This window comes from Micromonospora sp. NPDC005254 (genome assembly GCF_042872525.1).
Taxonomy (GTDB): domain Bacteria; phylum Actinomycetota; class Actinomycetes; order Mycobacteriales; family Micromonosporaceae; genus Micromonospora.
In genome coordinates, this window is record NZ_JBIAKM010000009.1 from 223,893 (window position 1) to 243,943 (window position 20,051).

The following is a 20,051-nucleotide window of genomic DNA, read 5'->3' on the forward strand; positions in this document are numbered from 1 at the left end:
TAGCGGCGCAAGCGCCGCCACTCCACTGGTTTTCGCGTACCTCTGAGGGCTCGGCCGTCTCAGGCGGCCGGGACCGGCAGCACCACGCCCTCAGCCGCCGACCGGTGCGCCAGCTCGATCAGCTCGACGGTGGCGACCGAGTCGCGCGGGTCCACCGGCATCGGCGTGCCGTCGCGCAACGCCGCCGCCACCTGGGCGTAGAAGCTCTGGTACGCCCCGGGCATGGTCGGCGTCGGGCGCAGGTCACCGTCGACGCCGAGCAGGCCGTACCGCTCCGGCGGGACCTCGCCCCAGCCGGGCTGGTCCGGTCGGCCGCCGTCGTGCAGCGCGGCTTCCTGCACGTCCAGCCCGTAGGTGGTGTAGCCGGCCCGGTCGCCCAGCACCCGCAGCCGCGGCCCGAGCTGAGCGGTGATCGCCCCCATCCACAGGTGCGAGTGCACGCCGTTGGCGTGGGTCAGCGCCACGAACGCGTCGTCGTCGACCTCGGCGCCCGCGCGGCGGCGGTCGACCTCGGCGTAGACCCGCTCGACCGTGCCCAAGAGCTGCACGGCCTGGTCGATGAGGTGCGCGCCCAGGTCGAACAGCGCGCCACCGGCCTCCTCCGGGCCGGCGAGCTCCCGCCAGCCCGGCTTGATCGCCGGACGGAACCGCTCGAACCGGGACTCGAAGCGCAGCACCCGCCCCAGCTCGCCCCGCTCCACGAGCCCGCGGACGGTCAGGAAGTCCCCGTCCCAGCGGCGGTTCTGGAACACCGTCAGCGGCACTCGGAGACGGTCGGCCTCCTCGACCAGCGCCCGGGCGTCGGCGGCGGTGGGGGCCAGGGGCTTGTCGACGACGACCGGCAGGCCGGCCGCGAGGGCCGCCCGCGCCATCGGCACGTGCTGCCGGTTCGGCGTCGCGACCACGACCAGGTCTAGAGCTTCCGGCGTACGCCACAGCTCGTCGGCGTCGTCGACCAGGCGGGCGTCCGGGAAGTGCTGGTGCGCCTGCTCGCGCCGTTGCGGATCGCGCGTCACGATGGCGTCCAGCCGCAGCCCGGGTGTCGCGGCGATCAGCGGTGCGTGGAACACCCGGCCCGCCAACCCGTATCCCAGCAGACCGACCCGCAGCGCCTCCGCCATGCCGTACTCCCATCTCCTGGCCCGCGCCCTGGACCGGCGGCGGTGCCGGTGCTCGAATCTACGCCGCGCCCGGTCGGGCCCGATCGGGGCCCGGCGCTGGTCAGCCCACCGGGTCGGCGCGCAGATAGGTGAGCACGGCGAGCACCCGGCGGTTGGTGTCGTCGCTGGGTGGCAGGTCCAGCTTCAGCAGGATGTTGCCGACGTGCTTGCCGACGGCGGCCTCGGTGACGTGCAGCCGGGCGGCGATCGAGGCGTTGGAGCGCCCCTCGGCGAGCAGCGCCAGCACCTCCCGTTCCCGGGCGGACAGCGCGGCGAGCGGGTCGCGGGGGCGGTGCAGCAGCTGCCGGACCACGTCCGGGTCGATGGCGGTGCCGCCGCCGGCGACCCGGCGCAGCGTGTCGACGAACTCGGTGACCTCGGCGACCCGGTCCTTGAGCAGGTAGCCCACCCGTTGGCCGTCGCCGCTGTCCAGCAGCGCCGCCGCGTACCCGGTCTGCACGTACTGGCTGAGCACCACGACCGGGAGGTGGGGTCGCTCGCCGCGCAGCGCGACGGCCGCGCGCAGCCCGTCGTCGCGGCGGCCCGGCGGCATCCGGATGTCGGTCAACACCAGGTCCGGTTGGTGTTCACGGACCGCCGTCAGCAGCTCGGGCGCGGAGCCGACAGCCGCGCAGACCGCGAAGTCGAAGCGGGTCAGCAGCGCGACCAGGCCCTCGCGCAGCAGCACCTCGTCCTCGGCGAGCACCACCCGGGTCACCGACGACATGGCAGCTCCACCCGGACCACTGTAGGGCCGCCGGACGGGCTGGACAGCAGCAGCCGGCCGCCCACGGCGGCCACCCGGTCGGCGAGCCCGGTCAGGCCGGTGCCCCGGGCCGGGTCGGCGCCGCCGTGGCCGTCGTCGGTCACCTCGACGACGAGGTCCGCGCCGGCCCGGGTGAGGCGTACGTCGGCGCGGGTCGCGCGGGCGTGCCGGGCCACGTTGCCCAGCGCCTCGGAGACCACGAAGTAGGCGGTGGTCTCCACGATCTCCGGCAGCTCACCGGGCAGGTCGGCGTGCACGGTGACCGGGATGGTGGCGGCACCGGCCAGCTCGCGTACCGCGCCGGCCAGGCCGAGGTCGGTGAGGCTCTGCGGGCGGATGCCGTGCACCAACTGCCGCAGCATCACCATCAGACCTCGGGCCTGGTCGTGCGCCACGGCGAGGGGGCGGGAGGCGGGGGAGTCCTCGGGTACGTCCAGCCGGGCCAGCCCCAGCTGAAGGCTGAGGCTGGTCAGCCGGGGCTGCGCGCCGTCGTGCAGGTCCCGCTCGATCCGGCGCCGTTCCGCCTCGTACGCGCCGACCAGCCGGGTGCGGGAGCGGGTGACCTCGCGCAGCGCCGCTGCGTCCACCGGGTGGGCCAGCAGCCAGCGGGCCACCGCCGCCTGAACGGCGGCGAGCAGACCGACGGCGTAGCAGAGCACCGGGATCAGCAGCACCCCCACGATCGCGTACGGGACGGCCTCGCCGGTGCTGTCGATCGGCTGCCAGATCACCACCGGCTGGTTGGCGTCGCCGGCCAGCCAGGGGCTGGAGATCATCCCGAGGTCGAGCAGCACCAGCACCAGGAACACCCAGTACGCGACCGGCACGAACCCGCCCAGCCAGAACAGGTATGCCACCTCCCGCCAGGTCGCGGGGCTGCGGTAGCGGGCGGCCAGGCCCGGCCACGGCGACGAGGGCAGCGGACGGTTGTCGACGAGCCGGACCCGCCACCGCTCGACGGCGGCGACCGCGAAGCTCAGGATCGGGGCCAACGCCACCAGGATGACGCTGCCGGAAATCAGGAACAGCATCAGCGCGATGCTCGGCGGTCGGCCCTGCCGCCGGAGCGCGTTGACGGCGGGCAGCATGGGTCCGCCGATGACGAGCAGGCCGACGCCGAGCACCCCGGCGATCGGCACGGTGGTCACCAGGTAGGCCAGCGCGCGCCAGGGCCAGGCGGAGAGCAGCCAGCGGCGCTGGCGCAGCGCCCCGGCCAGGTGCGAAGGGTGTTCCGGAGTCATGCAGCAGACGCTAATCGGGAGCGACCGGGTGCCCCAGCCGTCCAGATCCACTCTTCGGGTATGCCCAGCACTACCGCCGTAGCGGGTGTGCGGGGTCCGGAAACGGGAAGAACGCGCCATCACGCGATCCGTGTGACCTGTGGCGGCGGCGGCTGGAGAGACATTGGATGCCAGAACCTTCGTGGTGGTCGGCGGTACCAGCGGGCTGGGCCTCGCGGTGGCCCGGCTGCTGGTCGACGAGTACCACGTCGTGGTGTTCGGCAACGTGCCGGCCGAGGTAGCCGCGACGACCGACGAGCTGGGGTGCGACGGCGCGGTCTGCGACGTCTCCTCCTACGAGCAGGTCCGGGACGCGTTCGCCGAGGTGGTGGGGCGCTACGGCACCGTCGACGGGGTCGCGGCCTGCGCGTCGATGTGGGCGGGCGGCGACCTCGGTGACCTGCCCGTGGAGCACATCCGGCGGGCCGTGGAGATCAACGTCCTGGGTACGACGTACCTGCTGCGGGAGGCGCTGGAGCATCTGCACCGGCAGGGCTACGGGAACGTGGTGTACATCGGCGCGATGGCGCTGGCGGCGCCCCGGCCCGGCATCCCGGTCTACCGGGCGACCAAGAGCTACGGCAGCAGCCTCGTCGAGTCACTGGCCCAGGCCCAACACAGCAACCGAATCAAGGTGATGGAGCTGGATCCCGGGCCGATGCCGACCCGCTTGCAGGAACGCGTCGGCGCGGAGTTCCTCGACGAGGTGTACGCCCTGCCCGAGCAGGTCGCCGCCGAGGTCGTCCGGCTGTTGCTGCTGCAACCCGACGACCTCTACGTCTCCGGCGAGCGCGTGCTGCGCGCGGACGGGCGGTGGTGACGGCGGCAGCCGGACCGGGGGACCGTCCGGCCTCCGCGTGGGCGCCCCTGCGCGGCGCCGTCTACCGCAATCTCTGGCTGGCCCTGCTCGCCGCCAACATCGGCACCTGGATGCAGACCGTCGGCGCGCAGTGGCTGCTGATCCACCACTCCAACGCCTCCACGCTTGTCGCGCTGGTGCAGACCGCCAGCCTGCTGCCGGTGCTGCTGCTGGCGCTGCCCGCCGGGGTGCTGGCCGACAGCTTCGACCGTCGGCGCCTGCTGATCGCCGTCCAGCTGTTCCTGGTGGCGGTGGCGGTGGCGTTGACCCTGCTCACCCTGACCGACCGGATGCCGCCGGCCCTGCTGCTCACCCTCACCTTCGCGTTCGGGGTCGGGCAGGCGCTCACCCTGCCGGCCTGGGCGGCGGTGATTCCGGAGCTGGTGCCGCAGGAGCAACTGCGGTCGGCGTCCGCGCTCGGCTCGATAAGCGTGAACGTGGCGCGGGCGGTCGGGCCCGCGGTGGCCGGCGTGCTGATCGCCCGGGCCGGCGTCGCCCCGGTCTTCGGGCTCAACGCGGTGGCGTTCGCCATCTTCGCGGCCGCGCTGTGGCGCTGGCGGCCGGGAAGCGCCCGCGCCGTCGAGGTGCCCGAGCGGTTCACCGCCGCGCTACGGGCGGGCAGCCGCTACGTACGCCACTCGCCGATCGTGCGCCGGCTGCTGCGCCGCGCGTTGGTCTTCGTGATCCCGGCCAGCGCGCTGTGGGCGCTGCTGCCGCTGGTGGCGGCCCGGCGGCTCGGGCTGGGCTCCGGCGGGTACGGGCTGCTGCTGGCCGCCCTCGGGGTGGGCGCCATCGCGGGCGGGGTGCTGCTGGCCGTGATCCGCGCCCGGCTGTCGGCCAACCAGCTCCTGCTGATCGCCGGCGCGCTGTTCACCATCGCGCTGGCGGTCCTCGGCACCGTACGGGTGGTGCCGCTGGTGCTCCTCGCCCTGTTGCCGGCCGGGATGGCCTGGGTGACGGTGCTGGCCAACGTCAACGCCGAGATACAGCTCTTTTTGCCGAGCTGGGTACGGGCCCGGGGGCTGGCCGTCTACCAGGTGTGTTTCGCCGGCGGGCAGGCCGTCGGCGCCCTCGTGTGGGGTCTGGTGGCCGACGTGGGCGGGCTGGTCCTCGCCTACCTCGCGGCGGCGGCGTTGATGTTCGTCGGGACCGTGACGAGCCGGATCTGGCCGCTTCCGGACCTGCGCTCGGTGAACCGCGAACCGTCGGCCTACTGGCCGCAACTGCACCTCGCGCACGAGCCGGACCCGGGCGTGGGACCGGTGCTGGTGACGGTGCAGTACACCGTCCGGCCGGAGCGGACGGGACCGTTCCTCGCGGCCATGGACGTGGTGCGCGGCGCCCGGCAGCGCACCGGCGCGATGCGTTGGGGGCTGTTCCGGCCGGCCGAGACGACGGACCGGTTCATCGAGGTGTACCTGGTGCCGTCCTGGGGCGAGCACCTGCGCCAGCACGGTGGCCGGTTGACGGGTGAGGACCGCGAGGCCGAGGCGCGGGCCCGGGAGCTGACCGACGGCGAGCCGGAGGTGCGCCACCTCGTGCCGGCCGCCGCCGGGCCGGCGCTGACCGACGACCGCGAAGGACTCTGATCTCCGTACGCCCCATCTCGTGGGCGAATTCTGCCCGCGTCATGGGCAGGACGTGACGCCGCTGCTGCGCCACATCGAGAACGGCGAGCTGGATCCCACCCGGGTGAAGCCGTGACGGGTCGGTGCCGGCGCGGTGGCAGAACGGCCTCGCCGGCACCGCCTCGCGGTCGACGTACGTCGTACGACCGCGTTGTTAGGATGGCCGCACCATGGCGAGTGAGCGCAAGGCGACCGCGGATCCGGCCCGCAGCCTGGCCATTCTCTGGCGCACCCGGGAACCGACCAGCCGCAGCGCCGGGCCGGGCCTCAGCGTCGACCGGATCGTCCGGGCCGCGATCGACATCACCGACGCCGAGGGCCTGGACGCGTTGACCATGCGCCGGGTCGGTGAGGCGTTGGGTGTCGGCACCATGTCCGTCTACACCTACGTGCCGGGCAAGGCCGAACTCGTCGACGTCATGATCGACACCGTGTACGGCGAGATGCCGCGTTCCGCCGTCGAGGGCGACTGGCGGGCCCGGTTGGAGCGGATCGCCCACGACAACCTGGCGCTCTACCAGCGCCACCCGTGGATGCTGCGGGCCGAGACGACCCGTCCGGTGCTCGGCCCGCACCTGGTGGCCAAGTACGACCACGAACTCGGCGCGGTCGCCGACATCGGGCTCACCGACGTCGAGATGGACGCGGTGCTCACCCTCGTCCTCGGGCACGTGAAGAGTTCCGCGCGCGCCGCGTCCGAGGTGGTCGACCTGGAGCGGGAGACCGGCATGACCGACGGCCAGTGGTGGCAGTCGCACGCGCCCTGGCTGGAGACGTTCCTGACGGCCGACAGCTATCCCACCGCGTCCCGGGTCGGCACCGCGGCCGGCCAGCAGCACGGCGGGGCGTACGGCCCGGAGTACGCCTTCGAGTTCGGCCTGCAACGCGTCCTCGACGGCATCTCCGTGGTGGTCGCCGAGCGGGCGGCCAGCCGGTAGCCCCGCCTTCTGGTGCTATCCGTGCGCCTCCGGCGCTGAGACGGCGGCCCCGAGCCGAGCGAGGGAGCGGGCGGACGGGCTGCCCGGCTCGGCGTGGTAGACGACCAGCGACTGTGTGGTGCCGCTGATCGTGACTTCTCGTAGCGCAGCTCCAACTCGCCGACCTGGGGATGGTGAAACACCCGGCGCCCGCCCCCGGCGCGGACGGTGACGTCGTGCCGCGCCCACAACCGCCGGAACAGCTCGCTGCCGGTCGTCAACTCCGCAACCAGCTCGGTGAGCCGTGGATCGTCCACCTCGACCCCCACCTGCGCGCGCAGGCCGGCCACCGCGCTGGCGGCGACCGCCTCCGGCGCCGGATAGAGCGCCGGCACGCTCGGGCCCAGGAAGACCGCACGCAGCAGGTTCACCCCGACCCGGTAGATCGGTGCCAGCGCGGTCGCCATCGGGTTGGCGAAGAGCACGTCCAGGTGCCGGCCGTGCACGAAGGCGGGCGTCCCCGCCCACGAACCCACCAACTGTCGGATGCCCACCGACACCCGCTCCGGGCGCCGTGCCGGGCGGCCAGGAAAACCGGTAACCCGGATATCGCCCGCCGGCCGAGTGACAGTGGGTCACGTAAGCGTGATCGAGAGATGGGACAGAGATGACCGAGCGAATCACGACGCCATTCGGTTTCGCCTCGACCGCCGACGAGGTGCTCGCCGGAGTCGACCTGACCGGCAAGCGGGCCGTCATCACCGGCGGCGCCGCCGGGATCGGCGTCGAGACCGCCCGCTCGCTGGCCGCGGCCGGCGCCGAGGTGGTGCTCGCGGTGCGTCGGGTCGGTGCGGGTGAGCAGGCCGCGGCCGACATCGCGACCAGCATCGGCGCGGACCGGGTCACGGCCCGCGAGCTGGACGTGGCCAACCAGGATTCGGTACGCCGATTCGTCGCCGGCTGGGACGAGCCACTGCACATCCTGGTCAACAACGCGGGGATCATGGCGCTGCCGGAGCTGGAGCGCACCGCCGAGGGCTGGGAGATGCAGTTCGCCACCAACTTCATGGGGCACTACGCGCTGACCGTCGGCCTGCACGACGCCCTCGCCGCGGCCGGTGGCGCCCGGGTCGTGTCGGTGAGCTCCAGCGGCAACCTCTTCTCCCCGGTGGTCTTCGACGACCTGCACTTCGCGTTCCGGCCGTACGACCCCCTGCTGGCGTACGGGCAGTCCAAGAGCGCCGAGGCCCTGCTCGCCGTCGAGGCCGACCGCCGCTGGTCCGGCGAGAACATCCACGCCAACGCGTTGAACCCCGGCGCCATCGCGACCGGGCTGCAGAAGCACACCGGCGGGCTGCGTACCCCGAAGGAGCGGCAGAAGACCCCGCAGCAGGGCGCCGCCACCTCGGTGCTGCTCGCCGCGTCCCCGCTGCTCGACGGCGTGGGTGGCCGCTACTTCGAGGACTGCGCCGAGGCCCCGGTCCGGACCGAGCGGCCCGCCGACTACAGCGGCGTGGCGGCGTACGCGGTCGACGCGGGCAACGCCGAGCGGCTCTGGGAGGTGGCGGCGGACCTCGTCGCCGCCGGTGGCGCCGCCCGCTGACCTCGACGGCCCGGCCCCGGCGGATCCCACCCGGCCGGCCGTCACCGGGGGGAGCGCCGGCCGCCACCGGTGCGCGGACACCACCCGGGCGAGTCCGACCCCGAGTTCCGGGCGGCGGTACGCGACCTCATCGCCCGGCTGCGCTCACCGGACGGCGGATGAGCCGGCGGTGGCCGGTCACTGGTCCTCGGGCAGCTGCTCGGACTCCGCGACCACCGCGCGGATCTTGCGTAGGGTGGCGTCCGGGGCGTGCACCGCGGCACGCCACCGGTCGAGCGTGCGGGTTAGCACCCGGACGTGAAACTGCAACTGGTTGACCTGCTCGCGCAGCAACCCCAGCTCCGATCGCGCGCTCACCGCCTCGCCCTCCAACTCGGTGATCCGTAGCTGCAGCGGCTGCACGAGCGTCAGGGCGGCCTCCGTCAGCGTGTCGGCGGCGTCGGCCTTGAACTTGCCCCGCTGCGACACGACCGTGGCGATGGCGGCCAGACCGGTCGTCCCACCGAGGATGCCGAGCAGGCTGAGCAGCACCTGAACCCAGTGCGGCGCTTCGGGTGTCGGTGCCGAGATCACGTGACACCTCCCACGACGCGTCGGTGAGTCGCGCACTGGTGGCCGTAGGCCAGACAGCGGAGGTCGACGGCGATCAGGGCGGCCCGCCAGAAGGCGCCCAGTGGCACGGCGCTGATCAACGACGCCGCGACGAGGCCCTGCGAACCGGTCACCGCCACCGCGTACATGCCGATGATGGTGCCGAGCACCAGCACGGACGCGAGCTCGATGCCGAGGCCGGTGGAGAGCCGACCAGGCCACAGGATGCCGAGCAGACCGCCCACGCCGACCACGATCAGCGCCACCTCCCAGCCGAGCTGGACGGGTTCCGGCATGGACAGCTGGACCGACGGTGCTTGAACGTCGAGCACGAGCAGGAGGAACCCACAGATGGGCGTCGTAACCAGGGCGGCGACCTCGAACGGCTGGCTCTTGGCCCGGGAGCGGGGATGTCCCACGGTGACTCCTTGGTCGAGACCGGAACCGTTGGCCCGCCACCGGCCGCTGTCGTGTCAGGTCGCACGCGCGATCCGGTTCGCGGGTGGCGATGCTTGTGGACGGTCGATGGTCGAGGCGGTCAGCGACTCGCCGTCGTTGGCTGCCGGTAACTGTCTGTGTAGCATCGGTGACCGGCTCTCGTCCACCTGGTGTAAGGTAGCCCTTTCGCAGGTCAGAGCTGGTTTGCGGGGCGTGTGCGCGGCCTACGCGCGAGGGATCGCCGGCACGGCGGCGACCCCTCGCGATCAGTGACGAATAGTGTCGGATATCTTACTTTTCAGCGGGTGTCTTCGTCCGACCCGCGTATCAGCGCAGGAGCAGGTCCCGCAGCGCCCGGACCACCACGGTCGGCGCCTCCTCCGCCATGAAGTGGCCGCAGGTGACCGTCTGGTGCTCCAGGTCCGGGGCCCAGGCCCGCCACACCCCCGCCGCGTCGTAGCCGAGCGCCGCGCCCCAGTCCTGCGCAAGCACGGTCACCGGCATCCGCAGCAGGTTGCCGGCCGCCCGGTCGGCCGCGTCGTGGACGACGTCGATGCCGGCCGACGCCCGGTAGTCGGCGACGATCGAGGTGACCGCGTTGCGGGACGCCCGCAGGTACGTGGCACGTACCTCGGCCGGCAGCGCGTCCGGGTCGCGGGTCCAGACGTCGAGGAAATGGTTGAAGAACGCGTCCGGGCTGGCGCTGATCAGTTCCTCGGGCAGGCCCGGCGGCTGCGCCATGAGGTACAGGTGGAAGGCGACCGCGGCGCTGGCGCCGTGCAGCACGTCCCACATGTCCAGGGTGGGCAGCACGTCGAGCAGGGCGAGCCGGCTGATCGCCGCCGGGTGGTCGAGGCCGGCGCGGAACGCGACCAGGGCACCCCGGTCGTGCCCGGCCAGGGCGAAGCGCGCATGGCCGAGCGCGCCGGCCAGCGCCACGACGTCGGCGGCCATGGTCCGCTTGGCGTACGCCGTGCCGTCGCTGTCCAGGGGCTTGTCGCTGTCGCCGTAGCCACGCAGGTCGGGGCAGATGACCGTGTGGTCGGCGGCCAGGTCGGCCGCCACGTGCCGCCACATGAGGTGGGTCTGCGGGAAACCGTGCAACAGCACGACCGGTGGTCCGGAGCCACCCACGGCGGCGGTGAGCGTCACGCCGTCGGCGACGGTGACGCGCTGGTAGTCGAATCCGTTGATCCTCGGCTGCACGGAAAACCTTCCTGGGAAGCGGGGTCGGCGGGCGGGGCGCCCGTCGCCGTCGTACGTCACCGAGGCTGCCCGGCGGTGATCAGCAGACGGTCAGCGCCGGATCAGTGCGGGCCGGCACGGCCGCCTAGATTGGTGCCATGACCAGGCAACCGACGCCGCCGGTGGGGGTGACGTTCGGCGTACTCGGGCCGGTGACCGCCACCGCCGCGGGCGGCCCGGTCCCGCTGCGGGGACACCGGCAGCGCCTGGTGCTGGCCCGGTTGCTGATCGCCCACGGCCGGGTGGTGCCGGTGGAACGCCTCGTCGACGACCTGTGGGAGGTCCCGCCGGACGGCGCGGTGGGCGCGATCCGCACCTTCGTCGCCGACCTGCGCCGGGCGTTGGAGCCCGACCGGCCGCCCCGGCAGCCACCCCGCCTCCTGGTCACCGAACCCCCGGGGTACGCGCTGCGGGCCGCCCCGGACACGGTGGACGCCGACCGCTTCGAGGCGGCCGTCGGCGAGGCGGGACGGCTGCTGGGCGGGGAACTGCCCGCGCCGGCCCTGACCGCGCTGGACGCGGCGCTCGGGCTGTGGCGGGGTCCCGCGTACGCGGACTGCGCGGGCGCCCTCTGGGCCGTCGCGGAGATCAACCGGTTGAACGAGCTGCGGATGCTCGCCGTCGAGCGGCGCGCCGAGGCGCTGCTCGCGCTGGGTCGTCCCGACGAGGCCGCCGCCGACCTGCCCGCCCACCTCGCCAGTCATCCGCTGCGGGAGGACGCCTGGCGGTTGCTCGCGCTGGCCCGGTACCGCGCCGGCCGGCAGGGCGAGGCGCTGGCCGCGTTGCGCGAGGCCCGCGACGTCCTGGTGGCTGAGCTGGGTCTGGACCCGGGGCCCGAGCTGCGCCGGCTGGAGGCCGACATCCTGGCTCAGGCGCCACACCTGACCCAGGCCCCCGCCGTGGCCGTGGCCGTGGCAGACCGTGCCGGACCCGTTCGGGACGGTGGGTCCGCAGCGGCGCCGCAGCGACAGTTCGTCGGGCGGGACGCGGAGCTGGAGCGGCTGCGGCACGCCGGCCGGGTCGCCACCTGGTCCGGCCGGCCCTCGCTCGCTCTGCTCAGCGGGGAGCCGGGCGCCGGCAAGACCGCCCTGGCCGAGGCGCTGACCCGGCAGCTCGCCGCCGAGAACTGGACCACGGCCTGGGGCCGCAGTCCCGAGTACGAGGGCGCCCCGGCCGCCTGGCCGTGGACCCAGATCACCGACACGCTCACCGAGCCGTCCGGGTCGGGCGGGCCGGCGGGACCGGGCGAGCTGTCGGGGTCGGGCGAGCTGTCCGGGTCGGGCGAGCCGCTCGACGGCGGTGGGACGGCCGGGACCGGTGGCGCGGGTGACCCCGCCGTGGCCCGGTTCCGTCGGCACCGCGCGGTGGCGTCGTTGGTCTCCGCCGTCGCCGACCGAGGGCCCCTCCTGCTGGTCCTGGACGATCTGCACCGCGCCGACGGCGACACGCTGGATCTGCTCACCGCCCTGCTCACCGGGCCGCAGCCGGCCACCGGGCCGGTGCTGGTCCTGGGCACCTACCGGGCCACCGAGATCAGCCCGGAGCTGACCGCCGCCCTGGCCCGCGCCGCCGGGCTCGAACCGGTGCGCGTATACCTCGGCGGCCTGTCTCCCGAGGCGATCGGCGAGCTGGCCCGCGCCCTCGTCGGAGGGGACCTGGACCCGCCCACCGTCGGGCTGATCCATCACCGCAGCGGCGGCAACCCGTTCTTCGTCCGGGAGCTGGCCCAGTTGTACGCCGGTGCGGGCGGCGCGGCGCTGGCGGCGGTGCCGCCCGGGGTGCGTGATGTCATCCGGCACCGCCTCGCCCAGTTGCCCGCACCGACCCGCACCGTGCTGCGGCAGGCGGCGATGCTCGGCCGGGACGTCGACCCCGCGGTGCTCGGCGCGCTGACCGGCGACCCGGCGGCGCTGCTGGACGCCGTGGACCGCGCGTTGCAGGCCGGGTTCCTGACCGAGCGGGAGCCCGACGGGCGACTGCGGTTCACCCACATCCTGGTCCGCGACACGCTCTACGCGGACCTGTCCGCGGCGCGTCGCGCGGCCTGGCACGCCGCCGTCGCCGAGGCGTTGCGGCGGCGCCAGCCCGTCGACCCCGCCACGCTCGCCCACCACCTGCTGCGTGCCGGCGGCCCGGCAGCCGCCCACCAGGCCGCGGGCTACGCCCGTACCGCCGCCGAACAGGCCGAACGCGCCGGCAACCCGCACGAGGCGGCCCGGCTGTGGGCGCAGGTCATCGACGCGTACGACCGGGCCGGGGGGACCGAGCGGCGCGAGCGGTTGAGCGCGGTGCTGGGTCTGGGGCGGGGGCTGGCGGTGACGGGCCGGTTGGCCGAGGCACGGACGTACCGCGCCGAGGCGATCGCCGACGCCGAGGCGGTCGGCGACCCCCGGCTGACGGCGGAGGTGCTGGCCGGTTTCGACGTGCCCGCCATCTGGACCCGCAACGACGACGACCTGCTCTCCGCGCGGATCGTCGGCGCCGCCGAGAACGCCCTGACCGGCCTCGGCCCGACCGGCTCGGCGCAGCGCAGCCGGCTGCTGAGCACGCTCGCGCTGGAGCTGCGCGGCACCACCGGTGACCGTGGCCGCCGGGCCGCCGCCGAGGCCGAGCGGATCGCCCGGACCGTCGCCGACCCCGGGTTGCTGGCCTTCGCGCTGAATGCGCGTTTCATGCACGCCTTCCACCGCGTCGGGCTGGCCGTCGAGCGGGCCCGGATCGGCGCGGAGCTGATCGACCTGGCCACTGCGCGCCAATTGGTGACCTTCGAGGTGCTGGGTCACCTCATCCTGGTCCAGTCGGGCTGCGCGCGAGCCGACCGGGCCGGCGCGGACGAGCACGCCCGTGCCGCCGACCGTCTCGCCCAGCGGTACGAGTTGCCGCTGGTCGGGGTCTTCACCGGCTGGTACGCCGCGCTGCGCCGGGCGTTGGGCGGCGACCGGGAGGCGGCGGCGACCGCGTACCGGGCGGCCGCCGAACCGCTCCCCGCCGACGCCATGCCGGGTCTGGCCCACGGACTGCTGCCCCTCGCCCTGCTCGGCCTGCGCCTGGCCGAGGCCGTCAGCGCCGACCCGCTGGCGCACGCGCCGACAGGTGCGCGCCGAACGGGCTACGACCAGCCGGTGTCCGGGTCGGCCGGCCAGCGGCCGATCCCCGGGCCGGACGACGAGGACTGGGCGGGCCTGGACTGGGGGCCGCACGAGCCGTGGGTCCGCCCGCTGCTGGTCGCGGCCGAGGGGGACCTCGGCGCCGCCCGAGCGGCCCTGCGGGTCCTCCCGGACGGGCCGCACGACCTGCTGCGGGAGGTGCGGCTGTGCCTCACCGCGCGGGCCGCCCTCGCCGTCGGCGACCGGCCCACCATGGAGCGCGTCGCCGCCGCGCTCCGGCCGGCCGCCGGCGAACTGGCCGCCGGCAGCGGGGTGCTCACCGTCGGCCCGGTGGCCGGGCACCTCGCCGACCTGGCCACCGCCCTGGGCCACGACGAGGAAGCCGCCGTGCACCGTCGTACCGCCCGCCTGCTCACCGCGCGCGTCCGCACCGCCGATCCGGCCTGACCCGGCCGGGGGCGCGTCCCCCGCGCTCGGACGCCCGGCGACTTGCCCGTTCCTGTGGAACCGGCAACCGGGGTGCGATCAGATGGAACAACCCGGCGTTCGTCGTCGGCCGGGGATCGAGGGGGTACGCCGTGCAGGTGCTCGTCCTGATCGTGGTGGTGGGCGTCACCGTCCTGGTCGGCACCACCCTCGGCGGCCGGTACCGGGTGGCGCCGCCGGTGCTGCTCATCGGGTTCGGGGTGCTGCTCGGGCTGGTGCCGCCGCTGTCCGAGGTGACCCTGGAGCCGGACCTGGTGCTGCTGATCTTCCTGCCCGCGATCCTCTACCGGGAGAGCCTCACCATCAGCCTGCGCGAGATCCGGGCCAACCTGCCGGTGATCGGGCTGCTCGCCGTGGTGCTCGTGGTGCTCACCATGGTCACGGTGTCCCTGACCGCGCAGGCGTTCGGAGTGCACCCGGCAGCCGCCTGGGTGCTCGGCGCGGTCCTCGCGCCGACCGACGCCGCCGCGGTCACCGGGCTGGCGAAACGGCTGCCCCGGAAGCTGCTCACCACTCTGCACGCGGAGAGTCTGATCAACGACGGCACCGCCCTGGTGATCTTCGGGGTGACCGTGGGTCTGCTCACCCAGAGCGAGAAGCCGGGGGTGCTGGGCATCGGCGAGGAGTTCGTCGGGGCGGGCGTCGGCGGGGTGGTCGCCGGTCTGCTGGTGGGCGCCGCCGTGGTGCTGATCCGCAAGCGGCTCGACGACCCGCTGCGCGAGGGGGCGCTGAGCGTGCTGACACCGTTCGGCGCGTTCCTGCTCGCCGACTCGGTGCACGCCAGCGGTGTGCTGGCCGTCGTGGTCGCCGGCCTGGTGCTGGCGTACGCCGGTCCGCGGGTGATCCGCGCCCGGTCCCGGGTGCTGGCGTACGCGTTCTGGGACCTGTCCACGTTCCTCATCAACGGCGGGCTGTTCGTGCTGCTCGGCACGCAGATCCCCCGGGCGGTGAAGGACATCTCCAGCACCTCGCCGGGCCGGGCCCTGGCGATCGTGCTGGTGGTCACCCCGGTCGTCGTCGCCACCCGGCTGCTGTTCCTCTACCTGACGGCGGAGTCGGCGAAGCTGCGCCGCCGGATGCTGGACGAGGACCAGTCGGCGTCCAACTGGCGGGTGGGGATCGTGGCCGGCTGGTCCGGTTTCCGGGGCGCAGTGTCGCTCGCCGCCGCGCTGGCCGTCCCGACGATGACGGCCGCCGGTAAACCGGTGGCCGAACGCGACCTGATCATCTTCGTCACCGCGCTGGTCATCGTCGTGATCATGCTTGTGCAGGGCACCACCCTGCCGCTGGTGGTGCGCTGGGCGGGGCTGACCGGCGACCCCGAACGCGTCGACGAGGCCCGGCAGGCCCGCCTGCGCGCCACCCAGGCCGGCCTGGACGCGCTGCCGCAGGTCGCCGCCGAGGTCGGCGTCGAGGGGGAGGCGGTACGTCGACTACAGGCCGAGTACCAGCGGCACCTGGAGGACGTCAACGACAGCGGTGGGCGTACCGCCGAGGAACGCCGGCTGGACCGCCGACTGCGCCTCGGCGTCCTGGCCCACAAGCGGCGGGAGCTGACCCGGCTGCGCGACAACCGGGAGATCGACGACCTGGTGCTCCAGGAGCTTCAGGCCGCCCTGGACAACGAGGAGATCCGGCTGCTGGGGCGGGGACCCAACGAGTGAACACCCGCCGGTGCGGCCCGGTCCGGGCCTGACGGATTGGTGACACCGCCCGCCACGCGTGCGGGACATTCGGCCACGTCGTCGGCGGGTACGGTAAGAACCGGTTCGGCGTCCGTCGATGTGTTCGGTCCGCGAGGGGGTGCCCATGACCACCGGAGGGAGCGAGGCCGACCTGCGGGCGGTCACCGAGCGGGAGTTCCTCGACGAGCTGGTGGCGGTCACCCGCGAACGCGTCGCCACCGAGTTCCTCTACCTGATGGCGCAGGACGACGCCGTCATCGGCGTCCAGTGGGAGCAGCCCGGCGTGGACCACCTCCGCCGCTACCGGGTGCGTGACGCCTGCCCGCACTGCGTCGTCCTCGCGGGGGTGTTGGCGCTGGCGCCGATGCTGCCGCTGGACGTGCTGCGCGCCGGGCGCACCCGAGGGCAGTACGAGACGGTGCTTCGCACCGGCCGGCTGCCCCACCTGGCGTTCGCCCGTCCGGCCGGTCCGCCCGGCGCGAGCTGGCTGGGGGACTGCCACGCGGTCGACGGTGACCCGCACTCCGCCGCCGACTGCCCGAGGCACGCCGTGGCCTCGCCCACCGGCGACCCGCTGGAGCTGCGCCTCGGGTCGCTGCCCCGGGCCGTCCGGGAGCTGTACCCGCACGACGGCGCCGCGACCGCCGACCTGGCGCAGCGGTTGCGGATCGCCCAGGACTGGCGGGCCGACGCGCAGGCGGTGGCGAGCGGCATCCGCGAGGCGGCGGCGACCTGGGCGTTCCTGCGCACCTCCTGCGTGCTGGGCGTGCCGGTGCCCGGCGTCAACGGTCTCGTGCTCACCCTGCCACCGGGCCCGGCCCCGGACGACCGGCCCCTGTCCGAGCTGCACGCCGCGACGGTGCGCGCCGTGCCCACCGGTGGCCCGCTGCCCTACCAGGAGCGGGCCTGCCTGCTGCCGGAGCCGGCGTCGGGAACGCACCGCATGCCGACGTACGCCGGCGCAATGGACCTGACCGCCGCGGCGCCGGTGCGTACGCTGCGGCTGCCGTCGCCCCGCCGGCCGCTGAGCACCACCGGCCGGGGCGTGCTGCTGCTCTACGAGGCCCGGCACGCCATGGGCCGGCACGTCGCGAGCGCGCCGGTGCGCGACGCCGCGTACTGGGATTCCGAAGCGGCGTTGAACGTCTTCGAGTTCACTCTGCTGGAGCGGGTCGCCGGGCGGCACTACCAGGAGGCGGTGGCCGCCTACCTTCAGGCGCTGCGCCGGGAGGGCGACCTGCTCACCCGCCCGCACAAGGTGCTCGACCGGCGCCGGCGCAAGGCGCTCTCGCTGGCGTTCGGCGGGCTGGACGACGAGGAGCTGCACCTGTGGGCGTCGGTCGCGTACCGCAACGCCATCCTGGAGCTGCTCGGCGACCTGAAGGCGTTTGCGGTGCACCTGCGCCTCCAGGCCGGCTGAGCGGTCGTCTCAGAGCACCTGGGCGAGGAAGCGGCGGAGCCGGGGATGCTCGGCGCCCTCGAAGATCCTCTCCGGCGGGCCGGCCTCCAGCACCACACCCCGGTCCATGAAGGCGACGGTGTCGGCGACGTGCCGGGCGAAGCCCATCTCGTGGGTGACCACCACCATCGTCATTCCGGCGGCGGACAGGTCGGCCATCACCCCGAGCACCCCCTTGACCAGTTCCGGGTCGAGCGCCGAGGTGGCCTCGTCGAAGAGCATCACCTCGGGCCGCAGCGCCAGCGCCCGGGCGATCGCCACCCGCTGCTGCTGACCACCGGAGAGCTGCGCCGGCCGGGCATCGGCCTTGCCGGCGAGCCCCACCAGCTCCAACTGGGCGCGGGCGACGGCCACCGCCTCGTCCTCGCCGAGCTTGCGCAGCCGGCGCAGCGCCAGGGTGACGTTGCGCAGCACGCTCATGTGCGGGAAGAGGTTGAACTGCTGGAAGACCATGCCCACCCGCTGGCGCAGCGCGTCCGGATCGTCGCGCAGGACGCTGCGCCCGTCCAGCAGCACGTCGCCGCGGTCGGGCTCGATGAGCCGGTTGAGGGTACGCAGCAGAGTGGACTTGCCCGACCCGGACGGCCCGATCACGCAGGCCGTCCCACCGCGCTGCACGGTCAGGTCGACGCCGCGCAGCACGCGGTTCGGCCCGAAGGCCAGGTGGACGTCGCGCGCCTGGAGGCTGACCGAGGTGGTGGTCGCGGTGGTGGTCATCGCCGGTCTCCTTCCGGGGCCCCGGTCAGCGCCGGGTCGTCCTCGTCCTCGTCGTCGGCGGGTGCGGTGGCCGGCCGGCCGTGGCGCAACCGCCGGTCGATCGCGTTCACGACGTGCGTCAGCGGGACGGTCAACGCCAGGTAGAAGAGCCCGGCGAGCAGCAACGCGGACTCGTTGCCGGTGGTGGCCGCATAGTCCTGCCCGATGCGGAACAGCTCCCGCTGGCTGGCCACCAGGCCGAGGAAGTAGACCAGGCTGGAGTCCTTGATCAGCGCGATGAGCTGGTTGACCCAGGCGGGCAGCACCCGCCGGATGCCCTGCGGGATGATCACCAGCCGCATCGCGTCGGCCCAGGAGAAGCCGAGTGCCCGCGCGCCCTCCAACTGGGCCGCCTCCACCGACTGGATGCCGGAGCGGAAGATCTCCCCGATGTACGCCGCCGCGATCAACGACAGCGCGAGGATGCCCAGCGGGTACGGGTCCGGTCCCCAGACCTGCATGCCGAGCGGTGCCAGCCCGACGCCGATCAGCAGGATCGTCGCCGCGGCCGGCAGCCCTCGGAAGACGTCGGTGTAGACGCGCGCCGGCCAGCGCAGCCACCGGCTGCGGGAGATGCCGGCCACGGCCAGCAGCAGGCCGAACACCGTGCCGAGCAGGGCGGCGGAGACCGCCAGGATCAGCGTGTTGGGCAGCCCGACGGTCAGCATCTCGGGCAGCGCCTCGCGCATCGCGTCGGCGTCGAAGAAGGTCTCCCACAAGGTGCTCAACGGATCCATCGGTCGCCTCTCCTACCGCCCCGCTCGCTCGTCACCGGTTCAGGACGCGGCCGACGCCGACGCCGACGGCGCGGCGGACGCCGACGGCGCCGCCACGGTGCCGCTGCCCGGGGTGAAGTCCGCCGGGATCGGGCGGCCCGGGTAGTACTGGGCCTGCAACCGGCTCCAGGTGCCGTCGGCGATCACCTCGTCGAGGCCCTTGTTCAGCGCCTCGCGCAGCTTGTCGCTGCCCTTGGCCACGGCGTACGCGGTCGGCGCCGGGCTGAGCTGCTTGGCCGCCACGGTGATCTTGCCGTTGCTGTCGGCGGCCGACTTCTCGCCGATCTCCGCCGGGGCGATCCACGCGTCGGCGGTGCCCGCCTTGAGCTGGTTGAGCGCGCCGTTGTAGTCCGGCACCCGCACCGGGTCGAGCTGCTTGCCGGTGGCGTAGTCGTCCTGGACGGTGCCCTGCACCACCACGACCCGCTTGCCGGCGAGCTGGTCGAACCCGGTGATCGGCGAGCCGGCCGGCACGTCCAGCCCGAAGTAGCCGAAGTCGTAGCCGTTGCCGAAGTCGACTGTCTTCTTCCGCGCCTCGGTGATCGTGATCGAGGAGCTGCCGACGTCGAACTTGTGGTTGTTGACCTGGGAGAGCAGCGCGGAGAAGTCGGTGCCGACGAACTCGACCTTCAGGCCGAGCTTGCCGGCGACCGCGGTCAGCAGGTCGTTGTCGAAGCCGGTGAACTTACCGTCCTTGAGGTACACGTTCGGTGGGGCGTCGGTCAGCGTGCCGGCCCGCAGCACGCCGGCCTGCGCCAGGCCGTACGGGTTGCCGGCGGTGTCGTTCGAGGCGTCGTCGGTGCCGCAGGCGGTCAGCGCGCCGGCAACCACAAGGGCCGCCCCAACGGCAACGGCACGGCTCAAGCCAGAAGAAAATCGCACGGGTGTCTCCAAAAGGGTGCGTCGACCCGGTCGATCATGAAGTTGTTGCCCCGACACGCCGGTCGGGCGGGCAACAACGTCATGATCGACGCGAGGGGTGGGGTGGGCGTGGTGCGCCCGAGGGAGGGGAGGGGAGGGGTTAGCGCGTGGGGCGGTGGTTACACGCCGCGCTGCACATTCGCATCAGGTCCACGTGGCGACGCCGGGTCAGGGGCGGCGTGAGCCGACCGGCCGGTGGCGTGGGGCTGAGAATGCGCATACGGTCTCCCGGGTCTGTTGCTGACCTGGGTGCCAGGCCACGCTTGCGCCGGCGTCCTGCCGGTGCCTGGTCTTCACCCGGGGCACCCCACCGCGGAGGAGGGTTGCCGGCCAGCGAGCCGGGGCTTCGCGCTGGCACTCATGACCTGCGGCGA

At 73.9% G+C, this 20,051-nt stretch carries 16 protein-coding genes, 1 pseudogene and 1 riboswitch; of the genes and pseudogenes, 7 read left to right on the top strand and 10 right to left on the bottom strand.

What is annotated here, in order from left to right:
- Positions 1-59: 59 nt before the first annotated feature.
- The 3 genes from ACFYPR_RS26330 to ACFYPR_RS26340 form a co-directional block, all read right to left on the bottom strand.
- Positions 60-1,121 carry a Gfo/Idh/MocA family oxidoreductase gene (locus ACFYPR_RS26330; protein WP_387262981.1) on the bottom strand — a complete coding sequence of 354 codons (1,062 nt, stop codon included), beginning with the start codon at positions 1,119-1,121 and terminating at the stop codon, positions 60-62.
- Between the two features lie 100 nt (positions 1,122-1,221).
- Complete coding sequence (locus tag ACFYPR_RS26335; RefSeq protein WP_354855065.1) at positions 1,222-1,887, bottom strand: response regulator transcription factor; 666 nt, start codon at positions 1,885-1,887, stop codon at positions 1,222-1,224.
- A complete protein-coding gene (locus ACFYPR_RS26340) occupies positions 1,875-3,167 on the bottom strand; it encodes a sensor domain-containing protein (protein WP_387262983.1) in 1,293 nt (430 codons plus the stop codon). Before ACFYPR_RS26340 ends, ACFYPR_RS26335 begins: the two co-directional genes overlap by 13 nt.
- Positions 3,168-3,330: 163 nt before the next feature.
- Here ACFYPR_RS26340 and ACFYPR_RS26345 point away from each other — a divergent pair, with 163 nt between their 5' ends.
- From ACFYPR_RS26345 to ACFYPR_RS26355, 3 genes are all read left to right on the top strand, one after another.
- On the top strand, positions 3,331-4,026 hold the full coding sequence (locus ACFYPR_RS26345) for an SDR family NAD(P)-dependent oxidoreductase (RefSeq protein ID WP_387262985.1): 696 nt from the start codon (positions 3,331-3,333) through the stop codon (positions 4,024-4,026).
- Positions 4,020-5,654 (top strand): MFS transporter, encoded by a 1,635-nt coding sequence (locus tag ACFYPR_RS26350; RefSeq protein ID WP_354855068.1) that lies wholly within the window; start codon positions 4,020-4,022, stop codon positions 5,652-5,654. The genes ACFYPR_RS26345 and ACFYPR_RS26350 overlap by 7 nt, the downstream gene beginning before the upstream one ends.
- Positions 5,655-5,863: 209 nt before the next feature.
- On the top strand, positions 5,864-6,631 hold the full coding sequence (locus tag ACFYPR_RS26355; protein WP_387262988.1) for a TetR/AcrR family transcriptional regulator: 768 nt from the start codon (positions 5,864-5,866) through the stop codon (positions 6,629-6,631).
- A gap of 185 nt (positions 6,632-6,816) precedes the next feature.
- Here ACFYPR_RS26355 and ACFYPR_RS26360 read toward each other — a convergent pair.
- Positions 6,817-7,170: pseudogene (locus ACFYPR_RS26360) on the bottom strand (transcriptional regulator); the annotation flags it as partial.
- 107 nt (positions 7,171-7,277) lie between these two features.
- Between ACFYPR_RS26360 and ACFYPR_RS26365 the strand changes: the two are divergent.
- Positions 7,278-8,213 (top strand): SDR family NAD(P)-dependent oxidoreductase, encoded by a 936-nt coding sequence (locus ACFYPR_RS26365; protein ID WP_354855071.1) that lies wholly within the window; start codon positions 7,278-7,280, stop codon positions 8,211-8,213.
- A 177-nt stretch (positions 8,214-8,390) separates the two neighbouring features.
- Here the strand turns inward: ACFYPR_RS26365 and ACFYPR_RS26370 are convergent, their stop codons facing one another.
- The 3 genes from ACFYPR_RS26370 to ACFYPR_RS26380 all read right to left on the bottom strand — a co-directional run bounded on the left by ACFYPR_RS26370 (position 8,391) and on the right by ACFYPR_RS26380 (position 10,448).
- Positions 8,391-8,786, bottom strand: coding sequence for a hypothetical protein (locus tag ACFYPR_RS26370; RefSeq protein WP_363937191.1), 396 nt, complete (start codon positions 8,784-8,786; stop codon positions 8,391-8,393).
- Positions 8,783-9,223, bottom strand: a complete 441-nt coding sequence (locus ACFYPR_RS26375; protein ID WP_363937193.1) for a hypothetical protein — start codon at positions 9,221-9,223, stop codon at positions 8,783-8,785. Before ACFYPR_RS26375 ends, ACFYPR_RS26370 begins: the two co-directional genes overlap by 4 nt.
- Positions 9,224-9,569: 346 nt before the next feature.
- A complete protein-coding gene (locus ACFYPR_RS26380; RefSeq protein WP_355068135.1) occupies positions 9,570-10,448 on the bottom strand; it encodes an alpha/beta hydrolase in 879 nt (292 codons plus the stop codon).
- Between the two features lie 137 nt (positions 10,449-10,585).
- Between ACFYPR_RS26380 and ACFYPR_RS26385 the strand changes: the two genes are divergently transcribed.
- The 3 genes from ACFYPR_RS26385 to ACFYPR_RS26395 all read left to right on the top strand — a co-directional run bounded on the left by ACFYPR_RS26385 (position 10,586) and on the right by ACFYPR_RS26395 (position 17,185).
- Entirely contained in the window at positions 10,586-14,041 is a 3,456-nt protein-coding gene (locus ACFYPR_RS26385) for a BTAD domain-containing putative transcriptional regulator (RefSeq protein ID WP_387262992.1), read from the top strand.
- A gap of 131 nt (positions 14,042-14,172) precedes the next feature.
- Positions 14,173-15,744 carry a Na+/H+ antiporter gene (locus ACFYPR_RS26390; RefSeq protein ID WP_387262995.1) on the top strand — a complete coding sequence of 524 codons (1,572 nt, stop codon included), beginning with the start codon at positions 14,173-14,175 and terminating at the stop codon, positions 15,742-15,744.
- 145 nt (positions 15,745-15,889) lie between these two features.
- On the top strand, positions 15,890-17,185 hold the full coding sequence (locus tag ACFYPR_RS26395) for a hypothetical protein (protein WP_354855077.1): 1,296 nt from the start codon (positions 15,890-15,892) through the stop codon (positions 17,183-17,185).
- Between the two features lie 9 nt (positions 17,186-17,194).
- Here ACFYPR_RS26395 and ACFYPR_RS26400 read toward each other — a convergent pair whose 3' ends face one another.
- The 3 genes from ACFYPR_RS26400 to ACFYPR_RS26410 are packed head-to-tail and all read right to left on the bottom strand — an operon-like array spanning position 17,195 to position 19,587.
- Positions 17,195-17,941, bottom strand: coding sequence for an amino acid ABC transporter ATP-binding protein (locus tag ACFYPR_RS26400; RefSeq protein WP_354855078.1), 747 nt, complete (start codon positions 17,939-17,941; stop codon positions 17,195-17,197).
- Positions 17,938-18,717 carry an amino acid ABC transporter permease gene (locus tag ACFYPR_RS26405; RefSeq protein WP_354855079.1) on the bottom strand — a complete coding sequence of 260 codons (780 nt, stop codon included), beginning with the start codon at positions 18,715-18,717 and terminating at the stop codon, positions 17,938-17,940. Before ACFYPR_RS26405 ends, ACFYPR_RS26400 begins: the two co-directional genes overlap by 4 nt.
- A 39-nt stretch (positions 18,718-18,756) precedes the next feature.
- Positions 18,757-19,587 (bottom strand): ABC transporter substrate-binding protein, encoded by an 831-nt coding sequence (locus tag ACFYPR_RS26410; RefSeq protein WP_354855080.1) that lies wholly within the window; start codon positions 19,585-19,587, stop codon positions 18,757-18,759.
- A gap of 344 nt (positions 19,588-19,931) precedes the next feature.
- A riboswitch (SAM riboswitch) is annotated at positions 19,932-20,043 on the bottom strand.
- Positions 20,044-20,051: the final 8 nt, after the last annotated feature.